24 protein-coding genes are annotated in these 26,015 nt (G+C 70.8%); 14 read left to right on the top strand and 10 right to left on the bottom strand.

The features are described from left to right. Positions 1–39: 39 nt before the first annotated feature. From cas7e to ABD323_RS00485, 8 genes are all read left to right on the top strand, one after another. A complete protein-coding gene (gene cas7e / locus ABD323_RS00520; RefSeq protein WP_344437640.1) occupies positions 40–1,242 on the top strand; it encodes a type I-E CRISPR-associated protein Cas7/Cse4/CasC in 1,203 nt (400 codons plus the stop codon). Further along, positions 1,239–1,964 carry a type I-E CRISPR-associated protein Cas5/CasD gene (gene cas5e, locus ABD323_RS00515; protein ID WP_344437638.1) on the top strand — a complete coding sequence of 242 codons (726 nt, stop codon included), beginning with the start codon at positions 1,239–1,241 and terminating at the stop codon, positions 1,962–1,964. Before cas7e ends, cas5e begins: the two co-directional genes overlap by 4 nt. Continuing rightward, positions 1,964–2,674: a type I-E CRISPR-associated protein Cas6/Cse3/CasE gene (cas6e, locus tag ABD323_RS00510; protein ID WP_344437635.1), complete on the top strand. Its 711-nt coding sequence runs from the start codon at positions 1,964–1,966 to the stop codon at positions 2,672–2,674. The genes cas5e and cas6e overlap by 1 nt, the downstream gene beginning before the upstream one ends. Positions 2,675–2,713: 39 nt before the next feature. After that, positions 2,714–3,694, top strand: coding sequence for a type I-E CRISPR-associated endonuclease Cas1e (gene cas1e, locus ABD323_RS00505; protein WP_344437632.1), 981 nt, complete (start codon positions 2,714–2,716; stop codon positions 3,692–3,694). Further along, on the top strand, positions 3,691–4,038 hold the full coding sequence (gene cas2e, locus ABD323_RS00500) for a type I-E CRISPR-associated endoribonuclease Cas2e (RefSeq protein WP_344437628.1): 348 nt from the start codon (positions 3,691–3,693) through the stop codon (positions 4,036–4,038). The genes cas1e and cas2e overlap by 4 nt, the downstream gene beginning before the upstream one ends. 902 nt (positions 4,039–4,940) lie before the next feature. After that, positions 4,941–5,738: a DUF427 domain-containing protein gene (locus ABD323_RS00495; RefSeq protein ID WP_344437625.1), complete on the top strand. Its 798-nt coding sequence runs from the start codon at positions 4,941–4,943 to the stop codon at positions 5,736–5,738. Between the two features lie 964 nt (positions 5,739–6,702). Further along, the gene (locus tag ABD323_RS00490) at positions 6,703–7,551 is read left to right on the top strand and encodes a papain-like cysteine protease family protein (protein ID WP_344437622.1); all 849 of its coding nucleotides are present in this window, start codon (positions 6,703–6,705) and stop codon (positions 7,549–7,551) included. 14 nt (positions 7,552–7,565) lie between these two features. After that, positions 7,566–8,534: a hypothetical protein gene (locus ABD323_RS00485; RefSeq protein WP_344437619.1), complete on the top strand. Its 969-nt coding sequence runs from the start codon at positions 7,566–7,568 to the stop codon at positions 8,532–8,534. A gap of 69 nt (positions 8,535–8,603) precedes the next feature. Here the strand turns inward: ABD323_RS00485 and ABD323_RS00480 are convergent, their stop codons facing one another. Then, entirely contained in the window at positions 8,604–9,551 is a 948-nt protein-coding gene (locus ABD323_RS00480) for a LysR family transcriptional regulator (RefSeq protein WP_344437616.1), read from the bottom strand. Positions 9,552–9,621: 70 nt separating this feature from the next. Here ABD323_RS00480 and ABD323_RS00475 point away from each other — a divergent pair, with 70 nt between their 5' ends. Together ABD323_RS00475 and ABD323_RS00470 are read left to right on the top strand one after the other, a co-directional pair. Continuing rightward, on the top strand, positions 9,622–10,356 hold the full coding sequence (locus tag ABD323_RS00475) for an SDR family oxidoreductase (protein WP_344437613.1): 735 nt from the start codon (positions 9,622–9,624) through the stop codon (positions 10,354–10,356). Positions 10,357–10,628: 272 nt separating this feature from the next. Continuing rightward, positions 10,629–11,375, top strand: a complete 747-nt coding sequence (locus ABD323_RS00470) for an alpha/beta fold hydrolase (RefSeq protein ID WP_344437608.1) — start codon at positions 10,629–10,631, stop codon at positions 11,373–11,375. A gap of 242 nt (positions 11,376–11,617) precedes the next feature. On the opposite strand, the gene ABD323_RS00465 is transcribed toward ABD323_RS00470, so the two are convergent. Both ABD323_RS00465 and ABD323_RS00460 read right to left on the bottom strand, forming a co-directional pair. After that, positions 11,618–11,806 (bottom strand): hypothetical protein, encoded by a 189-nt coding sequence (locus tag ABD323_RS00465; RefSeq protein WP_344437604.1) that lies wholly within the window; start codon positions 11,804–11,806, stop codon positions 11,618–11,620. A 180-nt stretch (positions 11,807–11,986) separates the two neighbouring features. Next, positions 11,987–13,045 carry a hypothetical protein gene (locus ABD323_RS00460; RefSeq protein WP_344437601.1) on the bottom strand — a complete coding sequence of 353 codons (1,059 nt, stop codon included), beginning with the start codon at positions 13,043–13,045 and terminating at the stop codon, positions 11,987–11,989. A gap of 129 nt (positions 13,046–13,174) precedes the next feature. Between ABD323_RS00460 and ABD323_RS00455 the strand changes: the two genes are divergently transcribed. Beyond that, positions 13,175–14,008, top strand: a complete 834-nt coding sequence (locus ABD323_RS00455) for a S1 RNA-binding domain-containing protein (protein WP_344437599.1) — start codon at positions 13,175–13,177, stop codon at positions 14,006–14,008. Between the two features lie 76 nt (positions 14,009–14,084). On the opposite strand, the gene ABD323_RS00450 is transcribed toward ABD323_RS00455, so the two are convergent. From ABD323_RS00450 to ABD323_RS00440, 3 genes are all read right to left on the bottom strand, one after another. After that, positions 14,085–15,854 (bottom strand): serine/threonine-protein kinase, encoded by a 1,770-nt coding sequence (locus ABD323_RS00450; RefSeq protein WP_344437596.1) that lies wholly within the window; start codon positions 15,852–15,854, stop codon positions 14,085–14,087. 25 nt (positions 15,855–15,879) lie between these two features. Beyond that, entirely contained in the window at positions 15,880–16,137 is a 258-nt protein-coding gene (locus ABD323_RS00445; protein ID WP_344437594.1) for a hypothetical protein, read from the bottom strand. A 166-nt stretch (positions 16,138–16,303) separates the two neighbouring features. Then, a complete protein-coding gene (locus tag ABD323_RS00440) occupies positions 16,304–17,236 on the bottom strand; it encodes a LysR family transcriptional regulator (protein ID WP_344437592.1) in 933 nt (310 codons plus the stop codon). A 376-nt stretch (positions 17,237–17,612) separates the two neighbouring features. On the opposite strand from ABD323_RS00440, the gene dacB reads away from it, so the two are divergent. Further along, positions 17,613–19,310: a D-alanyl-D-alanine carboxypeptidase/D-alanyl-D-alanine endopeptidase gene (dacB, locus tag ABD323_RS00435; RefSeq protein ID WP_344437590.1), complete on the top strand. Its 1,698-nt coding sequence runs from the start codon at positions 17,613–17,615 to the stop codon at positions 19,308–19,310. A 467-nt stretch (positions 19,311–19,777) separates the two neighbouring features. After that, positions 19,778–20,212 carry a hypothetical protein gene (locus tag ABD323_RS00430; protein ID WP_344437588.1) on the top strand — a complete coding sequence of 145 codons (435 nt, stop codon included), beginning with the start codon at positions 19,778–19,780 and terminating at the stop codon, positions 20,210–20,212. A gap of 24 nt (positions 20,213–20,236) precedes the next feature. Here ABD323_RS00430 and ABD323_RS00425 read toward each other — a convergent pair whose 3' ends face one another. The 3 genes from ABD323_RS00425 to nadC all read right to left on the bottom strand — a co-directional run bounded on the left by ABD323_RS00425 (position 20,237) and on the right by nadC (position 22,568). Then, entirely contained in the window at positions 20,237–20,503 is a 267-nt protein-coding gene (locus ABD323_RS00425; protein ID WP_344437586.1) for a hypothetical protein, read from the bottom strand. Positions 20,504–20,793: 290 nt separating this feature from the next. Continuing rightward, on the bottom strand, positions 20,794–21,651 hold the full coding sequence (locus ABD323_RS00420; RefSeq protein ID WP_344437584.1) for a PhzF family phenazine biosynthesis protein: 858 nt from the start codon (positions 21,649–21,651) through the stop codon (positions 20,794–20,796). Beyond that, complete coding sequence (nadC, locus tag ABD323_RS00415) at positions 21,639–22,568, bottom strand: carboxylating nicotinate-nucleotide diphosphorylase (RefSeq protein ID WP_344437581.1); 930 nt, start codon at positions 22,566–22,568, stop codon at positions 21,639–21,641. Before nadC ends, ABD323_RS00420 begins: the two co-directional genes overlap by 13 nt. Before the next feature lie 219 nt (positions 22,569–22,787). On the opposite strand from nadC, the gene ABD323_RS00410 reads away from it, so the two are divergent. After that, the gene (locus ABD323_RS00410) at positions 22,788–23,156 is read left to right on the top strand and encodes a winged helix-turn-helix transcriptional regulator (protein ID WP_425555815.1); all 369 of its coding nucleotides are present in this window, start codon (positions 22,788–22,790) and stop codon (positions 23,154–23,156) included. A gap of 116 nt (positions 23,157–23,272) precedes the next feature. Here the strand turns inward: ABD323_RS00410 and ABD323_RS00405 are convergent, their stop codons facing one another. Further along, positions 23,273–25,732 (bottom strand): ricin-type beta-trefoil lectin domain protein, encoded by a 2,460-nt coding sequence (locus ABD323_RS00405; RefSeq protein ID WP_344437577.1) that lies wholly within the window; start codon positions 25,730–25,732, stop codon positions 23,273–23,275. Between the last annotated feature and the right edge of the window lie 283 nt (positions 25,733–26,015).

Raw genomic sequence — 26,015 nt, 5'->3', positions numbered from 1 at the left:
TTGTACGCCTCTCCTACCGCTCCCACTCGAGGACACGCCATGGCCAACCGCACCATCGTCGAGATCCACGCTCTCCAGAACGTGCCGCCGAGCAACATCAACCGGGACGACACCGGCGCGCCGAAGACCGCCGTGTACGGCGGTGTCACCCGTGCCCGTGTCTCCAGCCAGGCCTGGAAGCGCGCCACTCGCGAGCACTTCGCCACGGTGCTAGACCCGAGCGAACTCGGCGTGCGCACCAAGCAGGTAGCCGAACTGCTGGCACAGCGGATCACTGCCAAGCGAGCGGACCTGAGCGGAGCCCCGGCCCTGGCGCTGGCCGTCGAGGTCCTGCAAGCCGCCACCGGCGCGAAGATCGAGGCACCCAAGCGCAAGAACACTAAGGCGACCGGGGAGGACGGCGGCACCGCCGACGCCACACCGCAGGCCTCCTATCTGATGTTCCTGAGCAACCGCCAGTTCGACGCTCTGGCCGACCTGGCGATCGAAGGTGCCGCCGATATCAAGGCGTTCCTCAAGGACAAGGAGCACAAGGACCGGGCGAAGCAGATCGCCAACACTCAGCATTCGGTGGACATCGCCCTGTTCGGACGCATGGTCGCCAATGCTGCCGACATCAACGTCGACGCCGCCGCCCAAGTGGCCCACGCGCTGAGCGTCCACCGCGTGGAGAGCGAGTCGGACTACTACACCGCTGTGGACGACCGGAACACCGCGGACGAGACCGGGGCCGGCATGATCGGGACCATCGACTTCAACTCCGCGACGCTGTACCGGTACGCCGCCCTCGACGTCGACCGCCTTGAGGACAACCTCGGCAAGGGCCTGGCCGAGGACGCCTCCCCGGCCACCCCCGTGCGTCGAGCGGTCGAGGTGTTCCTCGACGGCTTCGTCTCCTCCCTGCCCACCGGGAAGATCAACACCTTCGGCAACCACACTCTCCCGGACCTCGTGCTCGTCAAGCTCCGTTCCAACCGACCCATCAGTTTCGTCTCCGCCTTCGAACGGCCCATCACTGCAGATGAGTTCGGTGGCCATCTGGAGCCGGCGTGCGCCCGCCTCGCAGACTACGTACCGGAGATCGAGCGTGCCTACGGCGAGGAGGACACGGACAGCTGGGTCCTGCGCGTCGGACCTGCCACTCACAAGCTCGCCGATCTCGGCACCGAGGTACCCAGCATGAAGCAGCTCACCGCGCTGGTCGGTGCGGCCGTCGCCGAGCGCCTGGAGCAGCGCGGATGAGCGTCCTGACGCTGCAGCTGGCCGGCCCACTGCAGGCCTGGGGCGCTTCCGCCCGCTTCGCCCGCCGAACGACCGAGAACGCGCCGACCAAGAGCGGCGTACTGGGCCTGCTCGCCGCCGCCGTCGGACTGGCCCGGGACGCCGACAGGGAACTCGCCGAACTCGCGACCCTGCACTTCGGCGTGCGGATCGACCAACCCGGCAACCGAGTAAGGGACTTCCAGACCGCACGGGACCTGGACACCGGCAAGCCGATGCCGCTCTCGGAGCGCTTCTACCTGTCCGACGCGGTCTTCGTCGCAGCCGTCGCAGGTGGCGAGACGGTGGTCAGCAACCTGTACGAGGCGCTGCGCCGCCCCACCTACCTGCCCTACCTGGGCCGACGCTCCTGCCCGCCGGCCCGACCCGTCGAACTCGCCGTCCACCCCGGCAACGATCTCGTCGGCGTACTGCGCGCCGAGCCGTGGCGGGCCGCCGACTGGTACCAGCGCCGTCGCGAGCGCGAGGCGGACGTGGAACTGACCGTGCTGACCGAGGAGCCGGCATCTGGCAGCACCCCCAACGCCACGCTCCGCGACCAACCGATCAGCTTCGATCCCCGGCACCGTCGGTACGGGCTGCGCAGCGTGCACACCTCCACCGTGACCGTTCCCAACCCTCGGGCCCGCACCCGCCAGACCGTACCGGCGCACGACCCGACCAGCCTCCTGGACCTCGCCTGATGCACCTCACCCGCTTCCGTCTCAACGCGGCCCGCCCCGGCGCTCGAAAGCTGATCGCCTCCCCACAGGCACTCCATGCCGCCGTCATGTCCTCGTTCCCCGACCTGCTGCCCAGCGCCGCCGACCAGCCGCGTGTGCTGTGGCGCCTGGATCGCAATGGCAACGCCGAACTGCAGCTGTACGTGGTGAGCGCCGGCCGCCCGGACCTGACGCACCTGGTCGAGCAGGCCGGCTGGCCCGCCGCCGCAGCCACTGGCACACCTGGCTGGCGGACGTACGGCTATGCGCCGTTCCTGGACCGCCTAGGCAAGGGGGACATCTGGAACTTCCGCCTGACCGCCAACCCCGTGCACAGCGTCCGAGTGCGTGACGGGCAACCGACCAAGCGCACCGCGCACGTCACCACCAGGCACCAGATCGACTGGCTGCTGGGGCGCCAGGAGATCGGGGGGTTCCGGATCCAGGAGAAGCCCCAGGATCGTCGGCACACCGAACACGGAGACCTCCATCAGCTCGTCGTCCGCGACCAGCGGTCACTGGAGTTCCGCAAGACCGGCTCCAAGGCGCCAGTCACAATCAAGACCGTCACCTACGACGGCCGGCTCGAAGTCACGGACTCCGACGCGCTGCGCAAGATCCTGACCGAGGGCTTGGGTAAAGCCAAGGCCTACGGCTGCGGACTGATGACCCTCGCGCCGCTGGCCACCTGACACCATGCCAGCTGACTTGTTATCCGCAGGAGGCGTTCGATGAGCTCCGGCCACAGGCCTGCGAGCACCCCGGTGCAGCTGGCTCGCGTGGGCGACCGGCTCTCCTTCGTCTACCTGGAGCGCTGCATCGTCCACCGCGACGCCAACGCGATCACCGCCGAGAGCGCCTCGGGCACGACACACATCCCTTCGGCCACCATCGGAACACTCCTCCTCGGCCCGGGCACCCGCATCACCCACCAGGCGATGAGCATCCTCGGCGAGACCGGAGCCGGAGTCGTCTCGGTGGGCGAGAACGGCGTGCGCTACTACGCCGGCGGCCGCGCCCTGACCCGCTCGGCCACGCTCGCCGAGGGCCAGGCCTCCTGCTGGGCCAACCGCCGCACCCGGCTGGAGGTCGCACGGTCCATGTACCGGCTCCGATTTCCTGGCGAAGACGTAGATGGCCTGACGCGCCGCGAACTCCTCGGCCGCGAAGGCCGCCGAGTCAAGGACTGCTACCAGGCCAACGCCAAACGAACCGGCATCTCCTGGCAGGGTCGCCACTACAAACCGGGCGACTTCAGCTCCGGCGACCCCGTCAACCAAGCCATCACCGCCGCAGCGCAGGTGATGTACGGCATCAGCCACGCCGTCGTCACAGCCCTGGGCTGCTCCCCGGCCCTCGGCTTCATCCATTCCGGGCACGAGCTGTCCTTCGTCCTGGACATCGCAGACCTGTACAAGATCGAGATCGGAATCCCGGTTGCCTTCGACACCGCCGCCACCTCGCCCGAGGATGTCGGCCCGGCAACCCGGCGAGCGCTCCGCGACCGCATCCACAGCCTTGGGTTGCTCGACCGCATCGTCGACGACATCAAGAACCTCGTCCTACCGCACACCGCCCAACCGAGCATCGGTGCTGATACGGGTACCGAACTCGGCTGGGAAGCAGACCGGATGACCCTTCAGTCCGACCACGACGTCAACCTGCCGACCGGCACCAACTGGGACGCACAAAACACCGGGGAGTCCTGGTGACCGTCATCGTTCTGACCAACTGCCCAGCCGGCCTCCGGGGCTTCCTCACCCGCTGGCTCCTGGAGATCTCCGCCGGCGTCTTCATCGGCACGCCCTCAGCGCGAATCCGGGACCTGCTCTGGAACGAGGTCCGGATCTACGCAGGTCAGGGCCGCGCCCTGCTCGTCCACAGCACCAACACCGAACAGGGCTTCACCTTCAGCACCCACGACCACGCCTGGGAACCCATCGACCACGAAGGCCTGACCCTCATTCACCGCCCGGCCGCACCCCCGATCACGACGGCCACCAACCCGAAGCCGGGCTGGAGCAAGGCCGCGAAGCGCCGCTTCGGGCAACGCTGACTGCGGCATCTGATCCACAAGAGAGTGAATTGCCTGAATTGCCGGCTTCCCAACAAGTAGCTCAATCCTGCCATCCGCCCTGACAAAACCGCTGGTCACGCAGTCTGCTCCCCGCCCACGCGGGGATGGTCCCCGTACACCATCTGGCGTGCCGTCCTCAATAACTGCTCCCGCTCGCGCGAGGCCATTACACGAAGCCCCAGTGCACACCCCAACCAGACCCAGCACCTTCCCTCGAACTGATGACGAAAGGGGCCCCGTTGCAAGCTGATCAGGCCCGGGCCGCGGCGATCATCAGAGTGCCCCCAGATCCAGCTCCCCCAACACCCCGGATCGGCGTCGGCTCACGGTCTGTGTCCGGCCTCGGACACTTCGATACGTACATGGATGCGGATCGCGACTCAACAGTCGCGATCCGCTCCTTTGCGTTGTGGGCCAATTCCAGGCCGACTGCCTCGTCCAGCGGGGCCTGGCGTTCGGGCGCCGCAGGGAACCTCGGTCGGACCTTGAACCCACGGTGCCGGGCCACAGCCTGCCGGGCCCTACCGGGAGGACGTCACGCCACCGGTGACGGGATATCAGCCCTGACAGCGCCGCCGGCCGGAGTCGGTCCGCCGGCTCGTAGCGCGCCGGGCCGGCGAACTGGCGGCGCGGCACCGCGTACTCCTGCCGGAGTACGAGCAGCTCGGCATCCTTCGCGGTGTCGCGGCGCAGCAGCACTCCCGGGACGGACGGCAACGTGCGGGCCACCTTGGACAGCAGCGAGACGATCACGCGGACATGGTGCCGGCCGAGATCGCCCTACCGCTGTCACCTGCGGCGATGACCTTCGGAGCCCGACGCCGGCTACGGCGCCCTACGCTGGAGAGGTGGCGTCGGGTGTCCCAGCGAGGGAGCGTGCGGTGAGCGAGTACTCGGAGCGTCAGGCCTTTCCCGCAGTGAACGTGCAGGTCAACCACGTCGAGCCGGTGCCACGGCGGATCCGTGCCGTGCTGGCGGGAGAGACCGTCCTGGACACGACGCGAGCCCGCTACGTCTGGGAGGTGCCCTACTACCCGCGGTACTACATCCCGCTGGACGACATCCGCGGCGACCTGCTGGTGGCGGACGGGAGCGGCCCGCAGGACGGGCCCCGGGGCAGGGTCCACCTGCACGGGTTGCGGGTGGGCGACATCGAGCGGCCGGGCGCCGCGACCGTGGTGCGCGAGTCACCGATCGCCGGGCTCAGCGCAACGGTGTGCTTCGAGTGGGGCGCCCTCGACGCCTGGTTCGAGGAGGACGAGCAGGTCTTCGTCCACCCGCGCAGCCCGTACGTGCGAGTCGACGCACTGCGCTCGACCCGCCGGGTCCGCATCGAGCGCGACGGCGTGCTGCTGGCCGAGTCCTCGTCGCCGGTCATGGTCTTCGAGACCGGCCTGCCGACCCGCTACTACCTCAACCGCACCGATGTCGACTTCCGGCGACTGATCCCCACCGACACCGTTACCGCGTGTCCGTACAAGGGAACGACCAGTGGCTACTGGAGCGCCCGGATCGGCGAGCGGCTCCACCCCGACCTCGCCTGGTGCTACGACTTCCCCACCGCCGCCCTCCTGCCCATCGCCGGACTGGTCGCCTTCTACAACGAGCGGGTCGATCTCTTCATCGACGGCCACCAGGTCGACCGCCCGAGGAACCGCGCTGCCCGCGCGGCCGGTTGACCGACCAGGAGGCCGCCCGGACGGCTCGGCCCGGCTGATACCCCCCTGCCGGGCGGCCGGCCGAGCACGGCCCGAACGGCGTAGCGGCAATCCAGCGCGAGTCGACGCGAGGCGCACGCTGATCGACGATCAGGCTCATGACGTGACCGGATGGTTCATCGACACCGGCAGAGCTCACGACTGGAGCCTGTGACCGAAGCGGTGATCGCCGACGACGACCGACGCCCAGTAATATTGCACACACTCTGCGCAATTGCACTATTTGACTGCGATTCCAATAGTGCCGCGTCATGCATAACGGTTTGATATAGACGTATGCAGAGCAGGGTGCCGGGCAGACCGGACCACCGCTCACCGCGTCCGACAACTGGCTTGAGCTGCGACAGCACTGACGATCCATCATGTCCACTGGGCTTTCTTTGTTGAAACAGCGACATCTTCGCGCGTAGAACCGGGCACTCCACGGCCGATCTCCACTCTGGCAAGCTTCCCGGCACTTCCATCTCCGACAGGAATGAGGTGCGGCTTGCCCGGTCACAACGGAGTGACTCGCCGGCCGATCACGAGGCTGCCCGCCCTGCGGTCCCGGCGGGCAGCGTCCGGGGAGCGACCGAACGACCGAATCGGCCTGCTGTCCCGGCCGCGCAGCACGTCGACCATCGACGCGATGCCGACGACACGTCAGTCCGGCAATCCGTCAACTTGCCTGCGGCACAGGGATCCCATACGGCACTAGGGCACAGCACCGAGGTCGAAGGCCGGCGGCGGCAGTCCGCGATCCACGGCAGTTCGCCGTGGCGCGGACTGCCGGCCCTCGGTCCCCGGCGCTGAGCTCGCCGCACCACCTACCGGGACGCGGGACCACCACCCGCCCACCCGGTGGACCCGCGCCGCCGCTGCCGCCGTCGACACCGACGCCGGCCCACGGCGAGCGGACACAACCCTCCTCGACCCAAGGAACACCATGCACCGACACCGCCACCGCGCCTCCCGGCGCAAGAAAACGCTGATAGCCGCCGTCGTCGCCCTGCTGTCGGGCGCACTGATGCTGGCCATCGGCGCGTTCGCCCAGGCCGGTCAGCCCACCGGTACCGTGATCGCCGGTCAGGGCAACTACAGCACCGTCAACCAGCGCAGCCTGCCCTCCGTCTCCTCCCGGATCACCGGTACCTCGGCGGTCGGCGACCGGATCCCGATGGTCTGCCGTACCACCGGCGACACGGTCGAGAACGACAACCGGTGGATCTGGTCCGGGACTTACTACATAGCGGACGCCTTCATCCAGGAGAACACCACCAACCTGCCGACCTGCACGTCGGTCCGCCCGACCAGTTGGACCGCCCTTGGCGTCACCATGCAGAAGCAGGTACAGGACGAGTGGTGCTGGGACGCCTCCGGGTTGACCCTCGCCAACTACTGGGGCTACAACCAGTACAGCCAGTACGACTTCTGCCACCTCGCCGCCCAGGGCAGCTGGCTCGACTGCAACGACCAGCCGGCCACTCTGGACGACATGGCCAACGGCCTGGCCAAGATGGGCTTCCGCAACAGCGGCTACGACCTCTCCCGCAGCGCCTCGTTCGGCGAGACCAGCAACGAGATCGCAGGCGGACGGCCGTTCGCCGTGCGCATCGGCTGGTCGACCGGCGGCGGCCACATGAACGTCATCTACGGCTACGACAGCACCAGCAACATGATCGCGGTCGGCGACCCGTGGCCCACCACCCAGACGTACACCTGGTGGAACTACTCCACCTACGCGTCCAACAACCAGTTCCAGTGGACCCACTCCCGCATCGGCATCCACGCCTGAGGAGGCGACCGACCATGCAGACCACACACCTGCCCCGCACCCTCGCGCGGCCGGCCGTCCCGGCCGCCCTGGCCGCCCCGCTGATGGCCGTCCTGCTGGCCGCCGGCCCGGCGTTCGCCGACGGCGGCAACAGCGGGAGCGACATCCCCGACTACGGAGCTGCCCAGCAGGTCCTCGACTCCGCCCAGGTGCACGACACCGTCTCCCGGTTCCTCACCTCGGCGCCGCGCGCGGCCGCCCCGGCCGCAGGCGCCGACGGAGGGACAGCCGGCGCTCCGCGCAGCGTGCCGAACGCCACCTCGGCACCGCGGTTCGACCTGAACAAGAACCCGGTCCCGCTCTACGAACTGACCCTGGACTTCGTCACGGGCAAGACCGCGGCCACTGCACAGAACGCGCTCCAACTGTCGTACCTCGCCTCCCGGGTGACCGCCGCCGACGGGCACCAGGCCGCCGTGCTGCTCGCCCCCCACAGCCAGGACCACAGCTGGCAGCTGGCCGGCATCCGCGACGGCGACTCCGACCTCAGCCTCGCCGAGCGCGGCACCGCGACGGACCACACCTTCACAGAACCGCAGATCCACGCCTGGTACCGACTCACCGGGAACGGCACCGTGGAGCCGCTCAACCAGGAGGCGACCACCGGCCTCGGCGGAAGGACGAGCGTGACGCTCGCCGCCTACCAGAAGCTGGTCAACGGCCGGTACGGCGACAAGCTCCCGGGCTCCGCGTACGACCGCAAGGGCCTCGCCGGCGGCTACGGGCTGACCCAGGGACAGGAGAAGGGACAGGAGCAGGCACAGGGCCAGGGCCAGGACCAGGGGCAAGGCGAGTCGGGGTCTGCCCACCCGGTCGCCGCGCCCGCTGCGGCGGCCTCGCCGACGTCCTGGCAGCCGGCGGCGGTGGGCGGCATCGTGCTGCTCGCCGTTGTCGCAGGCGGCGGGTACCTGCGATCCCGCCGCCGCGGAGCATCCGCGCGGTGACCGCTGCCGCAGCCTGCCGCGCTGCCGCGGGCAGGCTCTCCCCGGGCGGCGAGGGGTGAGTGCCCCCGGTCAGTAGGCCGGTGCGGTCATGTGGTCGGGGTGGTGGGCGGCGACGTCGTGGGCGGCCTGGACGAAGGCGGCGACGGCTGCGGATCGCGAGGTCTCCGGCCAGGCGACCATGACCGCGCTGGGGCTGAGGCCGGTGACCGGCCGGTATGCGATGTCCGGGCGCTGGTGCCGCTTGGTGGTCGAGAGTGACAGGAAGGCCACCGCCTGGCCCAGCGCGACCACCTCCAGGAGTTGCTCGACGCTGGCCACGAGCGGCCCTTCAGGAGTGTCGGCCGGCGCCGAGCCGGCGGGGGCGTCGCCCGCTTCCACTCCGTCGCATCCTGTGTAGTAGGCGGTGTTGGAGGGGGCGGCCCCCTTCCAGCGCGGGAACGGTTCGCCCTTGAGGTCGGCCGGCCGCAGTCGCCGGCGTCCGGCCAGGGGATGCCCGGCGGGGAGAACGGCCAGTCGCGGCTCGACCACGAGCGTCTGGGAATCCAGCCCTCGACCGTCGAACGGGCTGCGCAGCAGCGCCACATCGGCACGGCCGTCCCGCAGCATGGCGATCGGCTCTCCGCTGCCGGCGACGACGACTTCGGGCGGCGGCAGATGCGAACCCGTTCCCCGGTAGGCGGCGAGGACCTCGCGCAGCAGCCCGGCATCGCCTTCCGGCTTGACCGCCACGACGAGCCTGGGTGTCGGCTGACCGGCCCGGCGTGCTCGCCGGGCCGCCGCGTGCACCGCCTCGACCGCGATCCGGGCCTGGTCGAGCAGCACCTGACCGGCGGTGGTCAGCCTCACCTGCCGAGTGGTGCGCTCCAGCAGGCGTACGCCGACCCGGGACTCCATCTGAGCGATCGCCTTCGACAGCGGGGGCTGCGCCATCCCCAGGCGTTGCGCGGCCCGGCTGAAGTTCAGTTCCTCGGCGACCGCGATGAAGTACCTCAGCTCCCGCACCTCTAGCTCACTCATATCCGTGGACTATAGATCCAGAGTCTTCCGGTCTTTCCCCTCCGCCCGCGGGCGAGGGGAGGCTGGGGCCATGACGACTCCACAGAAGACTGCTCTGATCACCGGGGCGAACAAGGGCATCGGCAAGGAAACGGCGCGCAGGCTCGCAGCCCTGGGCATCACCGTGCTGATCGGCGCCCGCGACGCCGAGCGGGGAGAGGCGGCGGCCGAGGAGCTCCGCGCCGACGGCGGCGACGTACGGTTCGTACCGCTGGACGTCACCGACGAGACCTCCGTCCAGGCCGCCGCCAAGCACATTGACGCCACGTTCGGCCGCCTCGACATCCTCGTCAACAACGCCGGGATCGCCGCCGGACAGCAAGCACCGAGTGAAGTCTCCGCCGCCACCGTCCGGCAGGTCTACGAGACCAACGTCTTCGGCGTCGTCGCGGTGACCCACGCCATGCTCCCCCTGCTCCGCCGCTCCGGCGCCGCACGCATCGTCAACATGTCCAGCGAACTCGGCTCCCTCGCCCACATGGCCGACCCGGGCAGCCCGTGGTCCGCCTACACCTCGATCCTCCTCCCCTACTGCAGCTCGAAGAGCGCGCTGAACGCGATCACCGTGCTCTACGCCAACGAACTGCGTGCCGAGGGGATCCTGGTCAACGCGGTGAGTCCCGGCTACTGCGCGACCGACCTCAACCGCCACACCGGGATACGCACGGCGGAGGAGGGCGCGGCCGTCGCGGTCGACCTGGCGACCGCGGGCGAGGACGGCCCGACGGGCGCCTTCCTGACCGAGGACGGGCCGATTCCCTGGTGAGACCGCGCCGCGCCGTCTCCGCCCGAAGCCTGCCGGGGTGTTCTCAACCTCCGCAGTGACGGTCACTGGTCGCCGGTGACCGCCTCCTGCGCGACGCCCTCCCCACGGAAGGCGCCCTGGCGAGCCGTCAGGCGGCCGGGCGCGGGGCTTACCCCCGCGCGGCAGGAAGGCTCGCCGGCGACCATCGCTTCCCGCGGCGGCTGCGCCGTCTCCTCGACCACACCAGTCACACCAGTAGCGATCTACGGCTACCGAACCAAGGAGTCCACCCCATGTCCGAAACCGTCCAGCCGACCGCGCCGACCGAGTCGAGCGCGCCCGTGGTCGTCCTGGTGCACGGAGCCTTTGCCGACGCCTCCGGGTTCGCGGGCGTGATCCGCGAGCTGACGGCCGTCGGGCACCGGGTCGTCGCGCCGCCGAACCCCCTGCGGGGTCTGGCCGGTGACGCGGCCGTGGTCCGCGCGGTCGTCGGTGCCATCCACAGCCCCGTCCTGCTGGTGGGGCACTCCTACGGCGGTGCCGTGATCACGCAGGCCTCCGCCGGCCTCGACAACGTGGCGGGTCTGGTCTACCTCGCCGCGTTCGGCCCCGACGAGGGCGAGAGCTGCGCCGGCCTCGGTGCCCCCTTCCCACCCTCGATGCTGGCCGAGACCGTACGGCCGACCTCCTACGAGGCGCACGGCGCCGCAGGCGGCCCGGACCTGTACGTCGACGCGGATGCCTTCCACGAGTCGCTCTGCGCCGACCTTCCCGCCGAGCTGGCCCTGGCCATGAGCCTCGCCCAACGGCCGATCGCGGCGGCGGCGTTCGCTGAGGAAGCCACCGGGGCCGGTTGGAAGACCGTCCCGTCCTGGTACCAGATCGCCCGGCACGACAACGCCCTCTCCCCTCAGGCCCAGCGCTTCATGGCCGAGCGGATGGGCGCGACCACTGAGGAGGTCGACGGCTCCCACGCGGCCTTCATGGCCCAGCCGCGCCGCACGGCGGACCTCATCAAGGCGGCGCTGAGCAAGCTCTGAACCGACCTGGCAGGGCCGAAAGGGCCTGGCGCAGGACTCCCCCTACGCGCCGGGCCTTCCGCACCCGGCTACGGGACACGCTCGGCCGCCGGGAGTCGGTCCCCCGCTGTTCCCCGCCCCGCGCCGGGGCAGGACATCGGCCAAGGTTCCACGGGGCCCGCATCCTTCCCGGCTGTTCGGGTAGGACCCCCGGACGCCGCACACCATGTCATCGCCGCCGAGCTTGAGGCCACCAGGCGTCGTCAGACTCTTCGCGGCTTGGGCGGCGCGCCGGTCATCGCTTCTTCATACCAGGCCCAGAACGCGATCAGGCTTCCGTGGTCCGCTTCAAGCTGTGGCACGATCTTCGAGTCGTGGCCTGGCAGGAACTTCCCACGGGCGGGGATGCCACCGCACCGGCAGCCGCAGACGCGGCCCTCATTCATCGTCATGGTCGGCATCCTCCCGTGCGATCGGCCAGTCCCGCCACGGACTGGACCCAATGGGCGGGATTGGCCGACGCCACGTCCCTCTCAGGAACGCTCTGTCGGTGACGGTGCGTCACGCGCATAGGACATCGCAGGATCCATTCGGAACCAGTCGAGCAACGACTCCTACCAGTGTTGGGCCGCCTAGAAGGGGCGAGCGTATGGCTGGGTCGTCACCTGGTCGTAGATCCCGCGTAGCCACTCCTGACGGACAGCGGGCAGTCGTGCCAGCGAGTGGAGGAACACTCCCGAGTCGGGCCGGAACAGCCGCCATGGATGCAGCGGCAGCGGATCGTCGCGCAGGACATCCTCGGGCGTTCCGCCCGTCACGGGCACCAGCGACCGTTCGTTGTGGAAGGCCAGATGCATCCACACTCCGGCGGCCAAGGGCACGGCAACCGCGGTGCCGGACGGCTGCCACGCCCTCCCCGTCCGCGGATGTTGTGGAACCAGGGCGATGTCGGAGGCGGGGTCGGGGGCAGGCAGGCCTGGTCCGGCCAACGCCAGTCTCTTCGCCGGCCGCCCCTGAGGGAGCAGCGCGTCGAGCGCGCGGCCGAACGTGTCCGCCACGAGACCCTCAGGCACGGCCAGGGGCGTACCGGCCGATGCCACCAACAGGTGGGCCAGCGACGAGCCGACGGCCGCCTCCCACTGCGGGCTCCAGTGACCGGGCGGCTCGATCGGCGGCGTGCCCTGGTATTCCTCCGCCAGCGTCTCCCAGGTGACCCTCCGGTGAGTGGGGCCGTCAGCGGAAAGGCGGTACACGGCGTCCGGGGCGAGCCGCACCGTCTGCCAGTACGAGCAGTCGTCGATGCGGGTCGCCACTGCCTGCCCGCATTGCGCGCACGCCAGGTTCGGGCCTTCCCTCCCGTCCAGCCCCATGCAGCCGCCGTCGCACCGCTCCGGGATCAGAACGGTGCCGCGGGTGTCGCCCGGCGCGAGAACGATCGCTCCCGACGCACCGAAGGACAGGGCGGGAACCGGCGCGAACACGCCACGGGCGTCGGCTTCCTCCGCCCCGATCTCACTCCACCGCCGCCATGGCGGTCCAGCGGGCTCCGGGTCGACGGCGTACGTCCCCGGTTCCATCAGCGCAGGGAGCAGTTCATGTCCAAGCCTCTGGCGGGCGTGGACGGGAAGCGCGATCCGCGACACTTCGGCGGTCAGCACGGCACCGCACCCCGCACACGCGAACACGGCCATCCATCCCCCCACCCCTTAAGACCGGAAGTATCCCGGCTCGGTGATCAACCGCCAACGCCTTTTCTTGGGGCTCGTAGCGTGACCAGACTGCCGGGCCGGCGAACTGCTGCTCATGAGAGGCTGGACGGCATGGGCGGAGCGTCGGACGATCAGGCTTCCCGGGACTTTCTGGCAACACTCAACGTCGGTGACCTCTGCCACGGGACCGCGACAGAGGTCACTCGACCTCACGGAGTGGCCGTGACCCTGGACGGCTTCCCCGCGCGCCCGCTGGGGACGGTCGGCCACTTGGACGTGTCCTGGCGTCAGCGTCCTTCTGCCGTTGTGCAGGCCGGGCAGCGGATCACCGCCGAGGTGGTCGCCGTCGATCAGGAGGAGGGCCGGGCCCGCATGTCGATGGCTGCCACCGAGAACCCCGAACTCTGGGCGTTCCTGGCCTCACTTCGTCGCGGCGGGATCCTTTCCGGGACGGTCGCGGCGATCGAGCGGTTCGGCGTGTTCGTGGCAATGGACGACGGCCCCGACCACCCGGTCTTCCCCGGCGTCGGGTTCATCACGATCCCCGAACTCTCCTGGCGCCGCTTCGAAGCAGCCTCGGACGTCGTTCGGATCGGGCAGCGGGTCTCCTGTGAGTTCCTCCAGTTCGACACGTGGAACGGCGAGGCCAGGCTGTCCTTGAGGGCGAGGCAGCCTGACCCCTTCCAGGCCGTCGCGGCCGGCATTGCGGTGGGCCAAACCCTTCGTGGACGGGTCACCAGGTTGGTTCCGTTCGGCGCCTTCGTCCAGGTCGCCGACGGGGTCGAGGGACTGATCCATCTTCGAGAGCTCACCACGAAGCCCGTGGAAGCCCCGGAAGAGGTCGTCCAGGTCGGCGAGGCTCTCTCGGTCGTCGTCATCGAAATCAACCGGGAACGACGCACGCTGGCCCTCTCCAGGCGACAGGTCTCCCCCGACGTCCGGTGACCCCCTCCGGGCGACGGGCCTCCCGGCCAGGCAGCGGCTGACTGCCGGAGGCCGAGGCCGAGCTCGCCCTCCGGGTTCATGAGCTGCCGGCCTGCCAGGCGCTCAGGGAGAGCTTGACCTCGCCGGTCTGTACGTCGGCGCTCTCGATGGTCGCGATCGCGATGGAGTCGGTGGAGCGGTCGCGGATGCAGAGCAGCCGGCCGGCGCTCGCGTGGGCGAAGCTCGGGACGGATTCGGGGTGGGTGTCGATCGCGCTGCTGCACCGGGCCGGGGTGGTCGTCGGGTCGGTGGCCACGGCGAAGTCGGAGTGGTCGAAGCCGGCCCAGGTGAAGGAGTCGGCCGAGGCGCCGCCGCTGGGGCTGTTGTGCGTCAGGGCGAGCCCCCACTTGGGGGCGCTGTCAGCGGGGCTCAGCTTTCCGCTGCTCAGGTCGACCTGGTAGGCGGTGGTGGCGTACATGGCTGCCGGGATGTCCAGTTCGACCTTGCTCACCAGCGGGGTGTAGCTCGCCGCGGCGGTGGAGGCCGCATCGGTGGGTGCGGTTGTCGCTGCGGCTGCCGGCGCGGCTACCGGTGCGGTCGCAGGCGAACTCGCGGTCGTGGACGGGGACTTCGCGGTAGCCAGGCCGTGGTTGGCGCTGCTGCCGGTAGTCGACCTGTCGGTCCGGGACAGCAGCACCCCGGCCAGCGCGCCGACGAGCGCCACCACCACGGCGACGGTCAGCAGGGTCTTCCGGGAGACGCCCGTGGCCTGCGGCGCCGCCGGGGTCGGCGCGGGCCCGGGGACCGGGACGGTCCGAGCCGGGGGCCGCGCCTGCGTGGTGGGCATCTCGCTGATCGGTGGCGGGGGAACCGCCGCCGGCGTCGGGGTGCCGAACGAGGGCACCGAGTCGAGGACGGTGGGGGTCGGCAGCGCCCTGGGCAGGTCGGAGCGGCGGGTGATCTCGGTGGCGACCGGCGCGGGGAGCCAGTCGTCGGTGAACCGCAACTGCCCACCGACCTCGGGATGGTTACGGGCGATCTCGATGATCTCGGCCGGACTCGGCCGGTCCTCGGGCGACTTGGCCAGGCAGCGCAGCAGCAGCTCGCGCAGCTCGTCGGGCACCGCATCCAGCACCGGCGGCTCGTACACCACCCGGAAGAGCACCGCGGTGTCCGGGCCCTCACCGAACGGCTGCACGCCGCCGGCCACGTACGCGGCCAGCGCCCCCAGCGCGAAGACGTCGGTGGCGGGGGTGACCGCCGCTCCCATGGCCTGCTCGGGCGACATGAAGGCGGGCGAGCCGATCCGCAGACCGGTGCCGGTTAGCGCGGTGGCGTCGGCGGCCCGGGCGATCCCGAAGTCGATCACCCGCGGGCCGTCGGCGGCCACCAGCACGTTGGCGGGCTTCAGGTCGCGGTGCACCACGTCGACGCCGTGAATCGCCTGCAGTGCCTCGGCGATGCCACCGAGCAGCAGCAGCACGGTGCGCACCGGCAGCGCGCCGTGCTCGCGCACCACCTGCTGCAGCGAGGGCCCCGGCACGTACGCGCTGACCAGCCAAGGCGACTCCGCCTCGGCACCGGCATCGATCACCTGCGCGGTGTACAGGCCGTGGATCCGCTGCGCGTTGGCCACCTCCTGGGCGAACCGGCGACGGAACTCGGGCTCCTCGGCGAACTCCGGGCGCACCACCTTGAGCGCCACCGGGCGTCCACCGGGGGTGTAGGAGAGGTAGACCCGGCCCATCCCGCCGGCCCCCAGACGCGCGTACAACCGGTAGCCGGCCACCTCGCCCGGGTCATCCGGCTGGAGGGGCTGGAAGGCGGACTGCGGCGATGCGGTGTTGTGCGGAGCATCTGCGGGCATGAGCTGCAATGACCCTTACTGTGCGTCAACTATGGATACTGGGAGCTGATTTGGGCGGCGCCGACCAGCTCCGGCATGCAGTGCGGTGCGGTCGGTGCGGTGCGGTGCACTTCGGTGCGGTCGGTGCGGTGCGGTGCGGTTCATCGCCATCGGCGGTGATCTCGACGTTGTCCTCGCCCAGCGCGGTCACGTGCCCGCCGACCAATTCGTTCACGACCTTCGTGCGGATGAATCCGGCGCTCTCACCGGCGGAAGCGATTGCCCTGCTGTCACCGGTGATCACGGCCGGCCCGTCCCCGGGGCGCCGGTCCCCCGCCGCAGCCGCGGCCGCCGATCGACTCCGTCACCGTAGGCAGGCCGCTGCGCCGCGGGCAACGCCCCGCCGGCCCAGCGTCAGGACCAACTGCCTCCCTGCTGGAAGGCCCAGCCTTCCAACCCTGGTCAGCGCCCTAGTGCTGCGAGCGCCGCTGCCGGTCGCCCATCGGCAGCCAGGCGTCCGGGCCATCCGGCCCGAGGTCTCCGACTGCCTCGCAGAGCGCGTCGACCACGGCGAGCACCTCCGCGCGCTGCTCGTCGGCACGCCGGACCAGCAACCAGGTCCAGTGCACCTGGGGCGCCACGATCGGTCGCTGAACCAGGTCGGGAGGCAGTGAAATCGTCTGCCCCTTGGGTGAGTTGACGACCGGTCGGCCAAGGCGGCGGACGTGGTCGAAGAACGCCGCACCCATGACACCGCCGTCGGCGATGTGCTCGGCCCGCGAACCCGTGCCGCGGACCAGTTCCTCGGCGTAGGCGTTCCACGACGCCCAGGAGTTGACGTCGTCGTCCAGAAGCACGGCGGTGTCCCGGGCGCGCACGGCACCGGCGCCGGTCCCCACGGACACCGCATGGAGCCGGTTCACGCCGACCAACCGGGCCACCAGGCCCAGTTGTTCCAGCTCCTCGTCCCGCACCCAGCACACCGCGAGGTCCAGACTGCCATCGGCGACCCGGGCGGTCTGGGCGTGGGAGGGCGCAACCCACGCGTCGATGTGCACCCGGGCCACCGCGGAGGTGCGAGCGGTCAGGTCGGGCGGCAACCAGGTGACGTAGCCCAGCCGGACCGGCTCCGCACCGGACAGCCGCCCCGCCCGGCGCCGCAGGTCGTCGGCCCGGTCCAGCAGGGCCCTCACGTGCGGGAGCAGCGCCGTGCCCGCCGCAGTGAGCGCGACCGAGCGCCGGTCGCGGTCGAACAGGACCACCCCGAGGTCGCGTTCCAGTGCCTTGATCTGCTGGGACAGGGACGGGCCCGCGATCAGCAGCCGGGCAGCGGCCCGACCGAAGTTCAGCTCCTCGGCGACCGCGACGAAGTAGCGGAGTTGGCGCAGCTCCATGCCCCTCATGCTACGGCCGGTAGGAGGCTGCGCCTACCAGTGCCCGGGACGCCGGTGGCGGCGCGGGCCGGCGCCCGACTTCACGGCGACGGCGGTGGGAAAGGCGGACACCGGTCTCCCGAATCCCAGGTCCTGCAGTACTGGGCGATGAAGACGACCGGAGACGGTTTCACGGTCAATGACTCGCGGATCAGTGCCGGGGCAGCGACCAGCCCGTCCACCCCTCGCGCCCACCTCGGGACGACCACGACGAGGCGGGCCCTCGCGCGCCGCCGGCCGCACCCGTGCCAGGACGAGCGGACCGTGCAACGTTTCCGACCGTCAGCGCATTACTACTGATGACACATGACACACCCTCAGAACAGCCGATCGCCCTACTGGTAGCGTGATCACGACAAATGGGGGCATCTCGGTCGACCGCCCGCGCCTGCGCGCGGGCCGGGGCGTGACGGAACCGCCCCCGCCGACCTGCTTCCTGGAGCCCCTGTTGACCGTACGCCTGCAGCGCCGCACCCTGCCGCTCGCCGCCGTGATGCTCGCCGCGTCCCTGCTCGTCGGATCCGCCCAGGCGGACACCCCCGCGCCCGCCGATCCCACGCTCACCGCCGACCTCGGCGCGATCCTTGCCGATGCCCGGCTGACCAACGCTCAGGCCGGCGTGCAGGTCATCGACGCCGACACCGGCCAGGTGCTCTACCAGCACCAGCCCGACGCCCTGCTCACCCCGGCGTCCACCCTGAAGACCGTCACCTCGGCCGCCGCGCTCGAACTGCTCGGCGCCGACCACCGGTTCACCACCGAGGTCCGCACCGCCGGCAGCGTGTACGGTCGGGTGCTGGTCGGCGACCTCCTCCTGCGCGGCGGCGGCGACCCCAGCCTGCGGCCCGGGGACCTCGACGACCTCGCCGCCCGGGTCGCCGACTCGGGCATCACCACCGTCACCGGCCGCGTGCTCGCCGACGGAACCCGCTACGACTCCACCCCGTACGGCCCCGGCTGGGCCTGGGACGACCAGCCGTACACGTACAGCCCGCAGATATCCGGCCTCACCGTCGCCCCGGACTCCGAGTACACCATGGACACCGTGCAGGTGACGGTCACCCCGGGCGCCAACGCCGGGGACGACGCCCGGGTGAGCCTGTCGCCCGCCGAGGCGCCGATGCAGCTCGACGGCAGGATCACCACCGGCGCGGCGGGCAGCACCACCACCGCCGACGTCGAGCGCCGACGCTCCGTCAACTCGCTCGACCTGAACGGCAGCCTGCCGATCGGCGCCGCCCCCGTCACCTTCTGGCAGACCGTGGAGAACCCGGCCGTCTACACCGGCGACGTCTTCGCCGGCGCCCTGGAGCGCCACGGCGTCCACGTCGTCCACGACGACGTCCGGGCCGCCACCGGCACCGAGGCCACCCAGCCACTGGCGAGCCACGACTCGGCGCCGCTCTCCGAACTCATCGTGCCGATGCTCAAGCTCAGCAACAACGGCATGGCCGAGCACCTCACCAAGGAGATCGGCAAGGTCAAGGCCGGCCAGGGCACCTGGACCGCCGGCATCACCCAGATCAAGAGCTTCCTGGCGGCCAACGGCCTCACCACCCCCGCCGGCCGCCAGGTCGACGGCTCCGGGCTCTCCCGCTACGACCTGATCACGCCCGCCAAGATGACCGCTCTCCTCAAGGCCGCCCAGACCAAGCCGTGGTACCAGGCCTGGTACAACGCCCTCCCCGTCGCCGGCAACCCCGACCGCCTCGTCGGCGGCACCCTCGCCAACCGCATGCGCGGCACCGCCGCCGCCAACAACGTCCACGCCAAGACCGGCTCCATGAGCGGCGTCGACAACCTCACCGGCTACGTCACCACCCCCGACGGCCACCACCTGGCCTTCACCGCGATGCTGAACAACTTCACCGGCCCCGTCCCGCACGACATCCTCGACGCCGTCGCCGTCCGCCTCGCCACCGGCCACCAGGCCCCCACCACCTCCCCGGCCGCCCCCCGCTCCCTGATGGCCCCGGCCCCCGGCTCCACCACCCCGGACAGCGGCACCCGTTGGGAGGACTGCGAGTCCCTCCACCGCTGCTGAGCCTCGGCTCCGTAGCCACCGCGACCCAGAGGCCCCGAGCAGCCGGTAGCGACCGCCCGCTCGGGGCCTCTGGCTCCCGGCATCCCGGGCGGCGCGGCCGGTGCGGCCGGTACCAGGCGTTCGGCGGACGAAGCCGGTGACCCACGTCGGTGAACTCGACCTACGAGCCCGGCATCGCCCCGTCCCTGCTACCCGCCCGGTCCCGATCGGCAGCGGGCCTCCGAAAGCTCAGGCAGTCCCTGGCGCTGGCGTTGGGCGAACGCCGTACGGCCGACGTCTGCGGCATCCGCACCACGGCGACATCACCGGTTGCAAGCGCGATCGGCCCGGGCTGGGAGGCTGGTGCGCCGGCATCGCGACCGCAGCTGTACCCGCAACCAACCCGGGAGGTTTGGCGAGGATACTCGGTCGACGGAGGGGTGTCGTTGCGGCACCATCCGGGGCGAGGTCCGATGAACAGGAGCGCGGTGATCAGCCAGGGCGTGACGATCACGACACGATGCGAGGCCTGCGGCGGTGTGCTGATACTCGACACCGGCCAGCACATCGGAGGCGGACGTCTGTGGTGGGGGACCGAGGGAGCCTGCCAGTCCTGCCCCGTCGCCTGGTGCGACCAGGACTTCGGTGACGCGACTCCGGAGGAGATCCGCCAGGCCCTCCTGGCGGAACACGGACCCGCCCGGCTCCGGCTGACAGCGCCCGAGGCGAGTGCGGTGCCCGTCCTGCGCGCCCTTCGAGAGGTGCACGGCCTGTCGCTGGCACGAGCACGGGCTATGGCGAACGTGTTGAAGGCGACCGGTCTCGTGGGCACGTTCGTCGAGGTGGAGCTCGTAGCCTCCCGGCTCCGACACCATTCCGTCGGAGTGACGGTCGAGACATCGTTCGGCTCTCGGCGGCTCTGACCGACTGGGGGTCGATGCCGGTGGTCACCGCACGTGTGGCTGCTCGGTTGCGCACACGGCGGCCGCTTCGACCTGGAGGCGGCCGGTTTCACCACCCCTCCAGATGACCGCGCGCCAGTGGCGAGGCGCCTGGCTGGTCCAGCTCTGGAATTCCTTGACCGCAACGTTGTCGGAGACCCTCCAGCGAACGGTGGGGCCCGAGGCTTCGGGGACGTCGGTAAGGCCGTCGAGCCGGCGGGCGAGCGCGAAGCCGTCGACACCGGTTGAGCTGCGATCCCAGGTCGAGACCATGTCGATCAGGGCGTGGGACTCGATGAGGGCCGGGATGGAAGGAGCGATTTCGAGGAGGACGAGGCTCCCGTCCTCGACATGACTGTTCCGGCCGGCCGGCCTGCCACATCGGGTGCGGGACTCGGATCGGGTCCGGGGCGGGCCGGGCCGGGAGATGGGGGGACAGGGAGAAGGACGGCTCGCCGGAAGGGGAGCGGTCGGGCCTGCTGCGCACCGGCGGCCTCGTCTTGTGCGCGTAGGGCACAGCGAAGGGCTGAGTGCAGAACTGAGTGCGGGGCTCAGTGCGGGGCTCAGCGCATGAGCGTGCGCACGATCGCCGCTCGGCCGCCGACTCGGATCCGGTGCCCGGTGCGGTCGCGGTGGACGGTCGCGGTGATGGTGGACGGGCTGCCGAGGTGGTCACCCATGTCGACGGTGAGGCGGTGTGTGCCGAACCCGGCGGCATGCGCTGCCAGACAGGCCGTGCTGTTGGCGTTGGCGATGTCCTCGGGGACGCCGATCGACGGGGCGAACATCCGGGCCGCTGCTCGGCCGTGGCGGTCCGGGGGCGAGTAGGCGAAGCAGCCCAGCAGACCGTAGCGGTCACAGGCTGCGCGCAACCGGGTGAAGTCCGGCGTGAGTCCGGCCAGTGCGGCGCGGGACCGGACGGGCAGCAGCAGCCTCGGCCGCCCGCTCGACGCCACGCGGGCGTCGCCGGCGACCGCGTCCCGGGTCAGTCCGAGGCCGCCCGCGACCGCGCTCACTTCGGATCCACCGGCGCTGCGCAGGCTGACCGGGCCCGGGTCGAACGAGGCGGTCAGACCGTCACCGTTTCGGCTTGCCCGGCCGTCGAAGCTGCGGTGGGCCGTCCGCAGCACGGCGTGGAAGTCGTGGTCGCCGCCGTCCCGTTCGGCGAGCAGGGCGAGGGCGGCGACGGTGCCGTGGCCGCAGGCGGGCAGTTCGTCCTGCGCGGTGAAGAACCGCAGGGTGTACGCGGGCTGACGACGCTCGATTCCGGTCGCGCGGAGGAAGACGGCGTGCGAGGTGCCCGACTCCGTGGGAATGCGGCGTCGCTCCTCGTCGGTGAACGGCGCGTCGTCCAGGACGGCGGTCGGGCTGCCGCCCGCGCCGTCCCGCTGACACGCGTCGACGATCGCTACCTCGGACACGGCACCGGGCCGCTCGTCAGCAGCATGGTCAGGTCCAGTGCGGGGGCGCTGTGCGTCAGCGCCCCGACCGAGATGAGGTCGACGCCCGTCGCCGCGATGGCGAGAACCGTGTCCAGGCGGACGGTACCCGAGGCCTCCAGCAGGATCCGGGAGGCGTCGGCCCGCCCGGCCCGGAGCTTCACGACCTGCTCGATGTCGGCCACCGGCATGTTGTCGAGCATGATCCAGCGGGCTCCGGCGTCGAGGGCCTCGACGGCCTGGGTGACGGTCTGCACCTCGACATCGCTCTCCACGGTCTGCCCGGTGCGCGCCGTCCCGCGCCGGACCGCCTCGATCGCGGCGCTCACCCCGCCCGCCGCGGCAATGTGGTTCTCCTTGAGCAGGACCATCGCCGCGAGATCGGGGCGATGGTTGTGGCCGCCGCCGGCGGTGACCGCGTACTTGTCCAGGGCGCGCAGGCCCGGCGCGGTCTTGCGCGTGTCCAGGATGCGCGCCCCGGTGCCTGCCACGGCTCGGACGTAGCGGTCGGTCAGCGTCGCGATACCGCACATGCGCTGCAGGAAGTTCAGCGCCGTGCGCTCCCCGGTGATCAGGCTGCGCGCCGGGCCGGACAGGCGCACCAGGACCTGGCCCTCTACCAGTTGGGCGCCGTCGGCAACGGCCGGCTCGACCGTGACCCCGGGGTCGACCTGCGCGAAGACCTCGGTGACCACGGGGAGGCCGGCGGCGATGCCGCTCTGCCGGGTGCGGATCTCGGCCGTGGCCGCCAGGTCCTCGGGAACGCTCCACACGGTGGTGAGGTCCTCGCCGGCCGCGTCCTCGACCAGGGCGGCAGCGGCGGCGGCCCGTGCTGCCGCTGAGGGAAACGCCGCGGGAAACGCCAGGGGAAACGCCGCGGGAAACTCGGTCGTGGTCATCTGGTCTCCAGCTCTCAGTGGACGTCGGCGTGGTGGCGGCAACCGCCCGATCTGCCGCGTGGCGGTGCCACCCCAGCCCCTCCGCTTCGATTTCCGAAGCAGTCACCGATGCTAGCGTGTCGGAATTCGAAGCATCAACCCTGGAGAGCTGGACATCCCGACATGGCGACACCCAGACCTGGCCATCCCGTTCGCGGCTCGACCAGCGGCCGCCCCCTCATGGCCGCACTCGACCTCTTCGGGCGGCGGTGGAGCCTGCGCATCCTGTGGGAGCTGCGCGCGGGTCCGCTCGGATTCCGCCCCCTGCAGAAGCAGTGCGACGACATGTCCTCCAGCGTGATGCGACAGCGCCTGACCGAGCTGCTGGATGCCCGGGTGATTCACCAACTGCCGGACAGCCGCTACGAGCTCACCCCGCTGGGGCAAGAGGCGCGCGACGCCCTGAACCCCCTCGCCCACTGGGCGCAGCGCTGGGCGGCCGCGATCGACCCGCACGCGGCGGAGCACACCGACGACCGGCCCGCCGGCCGCGCCTCGCGCCCGGACACCGGGGGCGACGGGACGCCGGAGAGGGATTCCACGGACTGACGCCCGCCTAGGGCCGCCTCGGATCGAAGGCGGGGCGCAGGGGGCGGAGCGGGCCGGGGCGGAGCGGGCCGGGGCAGGTCAGCCGACGAAGTGGCCGGGTGGGGTGGGGGGACCGGTTAGGGCAGGGTCCAGCGCTGGTTGGCGGCGCCGGTGCAGGTCCAGATGATGAGTTGGGTGCCGTCGGTGGTGCTGGCGGCGGGGTCGTCGAGGCAGAGGCCGGACTGGACGCCCTTCAGGGTGCCGTCGCTCTGGACCGTCCACTGCTGGTTGCCGCCGCCGTTGCAGGTCCACTGGTCGACCAGGGTGCCGGAGGCGGTCGCCGCACCGATCACGTCCAGGCACTTGCCGTTGTGCTGGAGCTGACCGTTGTTCCAGGTCCAGGTCTGGGCCGGGTCGGTGGGGTCGCAGGTCCAGATGATGACCTTGCTGCCGTCTGCGGCGGAGTTGCCGGAGTCGTCCAGGCACTTGCCGGTGACACCGGAGGGGACCTGGCCGGTGAAGGAGGTGCCGCTCCCGGTGCCCGGGGTGAGGGCGAGGTTGTCGAACTGCTGGGTCTGGTAGCCGGTCAGGGCCAGGCCGGCCATGCCGGAGGTGAACGAGTAGTCGGTGACGGTGCCGACGGTGGTGCCGTCGATCGCCGCGGTGAGGGTCGGGCCCTGCATGGTCAGCGCGAGGTGGTGCCAGCTGTTCAGGCCGGGCGCGGGGACGGTGCCCGAGGCCAGGGTGGTGAAGTTCCAGTTCAGGTCGCTCTTGAGGATCGACCAGGTGCCGGTGTCGCTCAGCCGCAGGTGGTAGGCGTTCAGGCCGTTGTCGTTGCGGCCCTGCTGGTTGACCCGGCCGAGCACCTCGGCGGCGCCGGGCTGCTCGAAGAGGGTGTCGGCGGCGGCGGTGTAGTCGACCCAGGTGCTGTCACCCACGATGGTGTAGGGCGCCTTGTTGGCCTCGTCGGTCCAGTGGATCGGCGCGGCGGGGGCCATCTGGCGCAGGCAGGAACCGGTGCGGCCGCCACCGCAACCGACGGTCTGGAAGGCGCCGTTCATGTCGGAGAAGTACTTCGGCGAGGTGGAGGCGGCCGGGGTGTCGAAGCCGTCGGCGTACGGCAGGTTCAGCGGCGCGGGAGCCGGCGCGGTGGCGGTGCCCTTGCCCTGGCCGGTGGTGGTGCTCACGGTGTAGACGTAACCGGGCTGCAGGGTGAGCGTGTAGGAGCCGCGCACCGGCGTGAGGTCCTGGGTGTGGACGAAGTAGTCGGCGGGGTTGGTCGAGTTGAGGTTGGTCGCCCAGACGTGGACCTGGCCGGTGGACAGGCCGCCGGCCACGGTGAAGGTGGCGCTCTGCGCGGCGGTCGCGTCCACGGTCTCGATGACCGTGCTGTAGTCGCTGGTGTTCGGCGACCTGAGCGAGACGTAGCTGCCGTCGGCCCGGTTCCCGCCGAGGTAGCCGCTGGCCTGGTCCAGGTACTGCCAGCCGGGCTGGGTGAACTGGGTGGTGTGCGCGGTGACCCAGGTGGTCCTGCCGAGGGAGTAGCTGCCGGACCAGGGCTGGGTGGCCATCGAGAGGCCGTCGGTGGAGAAGAAGAGGTTCTGGTAGAGGGCGGCGATGACCGGCCAGTTCATGTACGAGGTCATCTTGCCGTCGATGTAGTCGCGGTTGATCGCGCGCGCCACCGCCTGGGCCCCGGTGTCGTAGTCCTGCGAGCCGCTCTCGCTGGCCCAGATCGGCTTGCCGAGCGCCTGTGCGGCCGGCGTGCTGTTGCAGGTGCTCATCGCACCGAGGTAGCCGCACGGGTAGTGCATGCCGACGACGTCGATCGCGGCGTTCAGCTGCGGGTCGGCGGCCATGTCCGAGGCGAGGTTCCAGTCGTAGCTGTCGGCCGCGACGACCTTGGTGCCGCCGTGGCCGGAGGCGACCAGCGCGGCCTTGAAGTCCTTGTACCAGGTGGCGTTGTACTCGCGCTCGTTCCAGCCGCCGATGTAGTCGATGGGCAGGTGGTGCTGGGCGGCGCAGCCGAACCAGCCCACCAGGTAGTCGATCATGTCCTGCGACCAGAAGTACGGCTGTCCGGGCGAGGGGTTGGCGGGGTCGTTCACCCCGATCCAGCCCGGCGCTCCCCAGGCCAGGCCGTACAGCTTGATGTTCGGGTTGCGCAGCTTGGCCTGCTCGGCCAGCCACCACTCGTAGCCCTGGTTGCAGTCGACGGTGCCCTTGGTGTGCTGGTAGCTGGGTTCGGCGCCGTCGGTGGAGTTGGTGTCCCCGCCGATCTCGATCTTCAGCGACTGCAGCGAGGCCCCGTAGCCGGGCTTGAACAGGTAGTCCAGCAGTTGGCTGCGCTGCGGCTCGGGGTAGTCGATCAGCAGACGGGAGTTGCCACCGCCGCCGCTCGCGGCGCCCACGCCGTCGAAGACCCGGCCGGAGCGGCTGCCGTCGACGGTGATGGACGTGGACACGGTGGCGGCCGAGGCGACCGCGGGGGCGATGACCTGACCGGCGGTCAGCACACCGGACAGCAGCAGGGAGACGGCCAACGCCGCCCTGCGCAGGACGCGTCCCGGCCTGGGCAGGCGGAGGGAGTCGGGCATGGGGGGATGCCTTTCGTCGGGACCGGGAGCGGCGTACCGCACGCCTCTTCCGGATGACTGGGTGGACGGCCGCGAACCATCGCAAAACAACAGAGGCGACCAGAATCGAACAGTATGGTGACGGCGGGGCCACCGGTCAATGGCCGCCGGGAATTTCGGGCGAAATCTCTGGACGACGGTCCGGCGGACAGTCTTCGATTCCCGCACTCGACCGGTTCCGAAGGCGGTGGAATCACCGCACCGACGGCCGTTCGGGCCGGCCGGAAACCGTGCGGGCAGTCGC

It is taken from the genome of Kitasatospora nipponensis (assembly GCF_039528135.1).
Classification (GTDB): Bacteria; Actinomycetota; Actinomycetes; order Streptomycetales; family Streptomycetaceae; genus Kitasatospora; species Kitasatospora nipponensis.
Note: the sequence above shows the minus strand (reverse complement) of the source record. Positions and strands in the feature narration are given on the sequence as shown.